Below are 5,346 nucleotides of genomic sequence, written 5' to 3'. Positions count from 1 at the left end.
GTGGCGAATGACGTAAAGTACGGCTTGAGCGCCTCTATTTTTACGAACCACTTAGATGAAGTATTCCGATATATGAATGAAATGGAAGCCGGCATGATTCGAATTAATGGGGAAAGCACCGGTATTGAATTTCAGGCACCGTTTGGCGGGTTGAAGGCCTCCAGTTCCCACTCCCGGGAACTGGGAAAAGCCGCTATAGAATTCTTTACTTCGATTAAAACAATAACAGTGAAACCATAAAATTTTTATTGACTTGGCTATAGCAGACTCCTTCTTTCCTCACGATTTTCACAGAAAAGGGGAGCTATAGTCAAACAAAGGACAGGGTGATTCTAATACTATAGAAGGTGATAATGATATGTTTTTAGTATTATTAACCTATATAAAGCCAATTGAAGAGGTTGAAAAGTGGTTGGATGACCACGTAACATTTTTGGATACGTATTATACAGAAAAAAAGTTTGTTTTTTCTGGTCGCCGTAATCCAAGAGTAGGTGGCGTTATTTTGATAAGTGCCGAAACAGAAGAGGAAGTCCAAGAAATAATAAAAGAAGATCCGTTTTTTATTCATCAAATTGCTGAATACAATATAATCGAGTTCTTTCCAACTAAGTATGATGAGCGATTTAGTTGCTTTGTTGATGCAAAAGTAAAATAAAGTGCATCCTATAATAGAGAGGCTATATGAACATCATGTTAGGATAAGCTATTCTTTCTGTAAACTACTAGAGAAAGGATGGCTTTTTTCATGAAAAACGGATACGTAATTCACTTACTTTTTCGAATAAACGGGTTCTTTGCCGCCGAGAACCTCCATAATTCTTCTTGATGCTTCTTTCAGTTTTTCTCCGCAAAAAGAAATATGGTTTTCATCTAGCTGTGAAGCAAGACCAATACACGCAATAACCATATATACATTCCCATAAACATCAAAAATAGGTGCGGCTACACCATAAAGACCGGGCGTATGCTCTTCATAGCTTACCGCATACCCCTTTTCTTTAACTTCTTTTAGGCTTTCTTTGAACTTTTCAAAATCAGTTATAGATTTATCTGTAAACTTCTTAAAGTTGACTTTCCGAATAATTTCATCTGCCTGATCCTCTTCCATATAGGCTAAGAAACATTTGCCAAAGGAAGCGCTTGTTAACGGAAAATGCTGTCCCAATTTTACCGTAATACGGACGGGAAGATTAGGTGAATCGAGTTCTTCTTTAGCGACGTACATTAACCGATCATGGGATACAGGCTCGAGTAAAACGCTTGTTTGTTTTGTTTGTTCGCACACCCATTTAAGGTGGGGTTTAGCAAGATTAAGATAATCGATAAATTCAGATGCTCTGGAACCTAAAACAATAAGATAGGACCCGAGACTATATTGCTTTGATTTCTCATTGTATGAAACAAAACGATAGTTATTTAATAATTTTAGTATCCTATGACAACTACTTTTATTTATAGATAAATCTTTGGAGATTTGTGATAATGTACGTTCACGATTTTTATACCGGCTTAAATATTCCAAAATCTTAACTGTTGCTTCAACAGATGGAACTTCTGATTTTTCTTTATTATTTTTTTCCATATCCAGTCTCCTACATATAAAAGTTTCAATGATATTTACATTCTGTCTATCGGCATTAAATTCCCCCATACCTTATAATTTCCCCAATCAATTGTCAAGGTTATATTGATTAGATTTTATCAAAATATTTTTAAAAATTGTTGACTAAGATGGTGATGGATTATATCATTGTTCCATAAGAGATACTATATTCCATATATGAAACAAAAAAGGTGGTTGGTGTCCGGTTATGGCGTATGTGGTTTGTAATTATGTAGTGCATACATGAATTAAAAACCATTTCTTAATAGGACAAAAACACACTATACGAGGAGGATATAAATTGAAAAATGTCGTAATTGTAGACTCTGTTCGTACCGCAGTAGGACGAATTGGAGGTAGTCTAAAGAATGCGCCGGTAGACTTCCTTGCTGCAAAAGTAATTGAAGGAATTATAGCCCGTACGGGAATTGAAAAAAATGAAGTAGAGGAAGTGATTTTGGGACAGACAAAACAGAGTACCGACTCTCCGAACTTAGCTCGATTGGCTTTATTGCGTGCAGGACTTCCGGTTGAGGTTCCAGGTTATACGGTGCACAGACAGTGTGGCTCGGGGCTACAGGCCATCAATAATGCAGCCCAACAAATCATGAGTGGATTATCCGATGTGATTATAGCCGGCGGCGCTGAATCGATGAGTACAGCACCTTATTATATCCGGCATGCGCGTTATGGTTTTGGTGCAGGGAATGGTGAGATTATCGATCCCAATACGGAAAGCCAACCCCGCTCACAACCAATTGAGGTCTATGGAAACCTCACTATGGGATTTACGGCGGAAAATTTAGCGGAACGGTACAACATTTCCAGAGAAGAGCAGGACATATTCGCCCTTCGCAGCCAGGAACTCGCACATAAAGCAATTGAAAAAGGGTATTTTCAGGAGGAGATAATTCCTTATGAAATGAAAGTCCGAAAAGAAGTGAGTATTTTTGACACGGACGAGCATCCGCGATTAACCAGTCTGGATAAGTTAAGTGCTTTGAAACCGGTGTTTAAAGAAAATGGTACGGTAACCGCCGGCAATAGTAGTGGTCGAAATGATGGAGCATCCGCGGTTTTAGTTATGTCGGAAGAAGCCGCAAAGAAGCGCGGGTTAAAACCAAAAGCAAAGATTATTGCGCAGGCTGTTTCAGGAGTTTCTCCAGAAATTATGGGAATTGGACCGGTGCAGGCAACAAAAAGAGCCTTAGCTATGACCGGACTGTCGTTAGATGAGATAGGGTTAATAGAATTGAATGAGGCGTTCGCAGCCCAGGCTCTGGCTGTTATTAAAGAACTCAATATGGATTTGGAAAAGGTAAACGTAAATGGCGGAGCGATTGCTTTAGGGCATCCTCTTGGAGCAACCGGTGCCATTCTTATGACAAAGCTACTGCACGAAATGGAACGTAGAGGAGAAAGATATGGACTGGTTACCCTCTGCATTGGTGGAGGGCAGGGGATTTCAACCATCGTAGAAAACATACAAGTTTAATTGCAGGGGATTGATTTGAAATGGTACCTCTATTAACGGAAGAATTTAAAAAGATGCTTGTGACAGCACAATAGAATTGGTTTCTGCCAAGCAAACAGAAGAAGGAGATGCATTCTCTATGGATATACGTCATATCGCAGTGATAGGCAGCGGCACGATGGGACGAGGGATCGCATATACGGCCGCCCTTGCCGGGTTTCATGTAGTGCTGCAGGATATTTCCACCGAGGCGCTTGAAAAAGCCAGACAATATATTATAAGTGAAATGATCAAAAGTGTAGAAAAAGGTTTTATTACAGGTCAACAACAGGAACAAGCCTTGCAACATTTGTCCTATACTACTGATTTAACAGAGGCAGCAATGTCAGCCGACTTTGTTATTGAAGCAGCATTGGAAATAATGGAAGTAAAAATTGATATTTTTAAGCAGCTAGATGCTTATGTACCCAAGCATACTATCCTGGCTACCAATACCTCAACAATGAGCCCGACAGAAATTGCAGCCGCCACCTCACGGCCCGATCAATGTATCGCTATGCACTTCTTTAACCCTGTCCATAAAATGAAGCTCGTTGAAATGATTCGTGGTCTCGATACATCGGACGCGACCGTTGAGACGACGAGACAGGTAGCAGAAAAAATGGGCAAAGAGACAGTTGAAGTCAACGAGTTTCCGGGTTTTGTCACAAGTAGGATGAACTGTCTGATTGGAAATGAAGCAATGAATATGTTGATGGAAGGGGTCGCTTCCGTCGAGGATATTGATAAGGCGCTCAAGCTAGGATTAAACCACCCTATGGGTCCGCTTGCGCTGGCTGATCTTGTGGGATTAGATTCCCGCTTACGTAATATGGAATACTTATACAAACACCTCGGCGAAAAATATCGTCCCTCGCCCATTCTCGTAAAATATGTAAAAGCAGGACGGCTGGGCCGGAAATCAGGAAAAGGATTTTATACGTATAACGATTAATAGAAAGGGGAGGATATTTCCGTGTCTGTCCAATTATCAGAAGATATTAAACTTTTACAGCAGGGTGTACGTGACTTTGTAGAATATGAAGTTGAACCGGCCGCGATGGAAATCGAGGAGAAGGATGAGATTCCACAGCGAATCTTAGACATGTCAAAAGAGATGGGTTTATTTGGACTAAGTATTCCTGAAGAATATGGGGGCCTCGGAATCGGAATGGTTGGAAAATGCGCCATTTATGAGGAGCTGGGTAAAACACATAACGGTTTTACAACGGTCATTGGAGCCCATACTGGTATCGGTTCAGTAGGAATCGTAGAAATGGGAAATGAAGCACAAAAACGAAAATACCTACCTGCAATGGCGACAGGGGAAAAAATCGGCGCTTTTGCCTTAACAGAGCCGAGCGCCGGGTCAAATGCAACCAATTTGAAAACCACGGCTGTCAAAAAAGGCAACAAATATATTCTAAACGGCAGCAAACATTATATTACGAATGCACCGATTGCTGATGTGTTTACCGTAATGGCGGTTACAGATCCTTCTAAAGGAGCGAAAGGAATTACTTCCTTTATTGTAGAAAAGGATTTTCCAGGATTTCATGTAGGAAAAATTGAAAAGAAAATGGGTCTGCGGGGTTCTCATTCAGCAGAATTATTTTTTGAAGATTGTGAAGTACCAGCAGAAAACATACTGGGAGAAGAAGGACAGGGATACGTAAATGCTCTTAAAATTTTAGCAAACGGACGGGCGGGACTTGCCGCAAGGAATCTTGGCTCTTGTAAAAAATTGCTCGACATGTGTATGAAACATGCAGAAGAACGGATACAATTCGGAAAGCCGATTTTTGAGCAGCAGATTATTCAGCATTATTTGGCAGAAATGGCGCTTGACATCGAGGTCTTAAGCTGTATGACATATAAGGTAGCCGGGATGGTTGACCAGGGAATGAAGGTGATTAAAGAAGCCGCTATGGTCAAATTGCTAGGCTCTGAGGTGTATAACCGTGTAGCAGATAAAGCTGTTCAGATTCATGGGGGAATTGGATATATCTCTGAATTCCCGATAGAGCGGTACTATCGAGATGCGAGAATTACGAAAATTTACGAGGGGACATCCGAAATTCAGAAAAATATTATTGCAGCCCAGTTAAGACGGGAATATAGATAATTTTGTCAAAGGGTTAAAGGAGAAGGGCTGTATGAAGCCATCCTTTTTCATCATTTTTTCTAGGAGATGGGAAATCAATGAACATATTACCGCTGATGAATC

Annotated in this window: 6 protein-coding genes; 5 read left to right on the top strand and 1 reads right to left on the bottom strand. The window is 40.5% G+C overall.

Translation table 11 applies throughout. The features are described from left to right. Both ADA01nite_RS21105 and ADA01nite_RS21100 read left to right on the top strand, forming a co-directional pair. Positions 1-240, top strand: a 240-nt coding sequence (locus tag ADA01nite_RS21105; protein WP_146812407.1) for an aldehyde dehydrogenase family protein, incomplete at its 5' end; no start/stop codon positions are given. A gap of 118 nt (positions 241-358) precedes the next feature. After that, positions 359-658, top strand: coding sequence for a YciI family protein (locus tag ADA01nite_RS21100; protein ID WP_146812406.1), 300 nt, complete (start codon positions 359-361; stop codon positions 656-658). 114 nt (positions 659-772) lie between these two features. Here ADA01nite_RS21100 and ADA01nite_RS21095 read toward each other — a convergent pair whose 3' ends face one another. Further along, positions 773-1,585: an IclR family transcriptional regulator gene (locus ADA01nite_RS21095; RefSeq protein WP_170230413.1), complete on the bottom strand. Its 813-nt coding sequence runs from the start codon at positions 1,583-1,585 to the stop codon at positions 773-775. 322 nt (positions 1,586-1,907) lie between these two features. Between ADA01nite_RS21095 and ADA01nite_RS21090 the strand changes: the two genes are divergently transcribed. From ADA01nite_RS21090 to ADA01nite_RS21080, 3 genes are all read left to right on the top strand, one after another. Further along, entirely contained in the window at positions 1,908-3,101 is a 1,194-nt protein-coding gene (locus tag ADA01nite_RS21090; RefSeq protein WP_146812404.1) for a thiolase family protein, read from the top strand. Between the two features lie 118 nt (positions 3,102-3,219). Continuing rightward, positions 3,220-4,074 carry a 3-hydroxyacyl-CoA dehydrogenase family protein gene (locus ADA01nite_RS21085; RefSeq protein WP_146812403.1) on the top strand — a complete coding sequence of 285 codons (855 nt, stop codon included), beginning with the start codon at positions 3,220-3,222 and terminating at the stop codon, positions 4,072-4,074. 21 nt (positions 4,075-4,095) lie between these two features. Then, positions 4,096-5,244 carry an acyl-CoA dehydrogenase family protein gene (locus ADA01nite_RS21080; protein WP_146812402.1) on the top strand — a complete coding sequence of 383 codons (1,149 nt, stop codon included), beginning with the start codon at positions 4,096-4,098 and terminating at the stop codon, positions 5,242-5,244. Positions 5,245-5,346 lie beyond the last annotated feature (102 nt).

Source organism: Aneurinibacillus danicus (assembly GCF_007991215.1).
Taxonomy (GTDB): domain Bacteria; phylum Bacillota; class Bacilli; order Aneurinibacillales; family Aneurinibacillaceae; genus Aneurinibacillus; species Aneurinibacillus danicus.
Note: the sequence above shows the minus strand (reverse complement) of the source record. Positions and strands in the feature narration are given on the sequence as shown.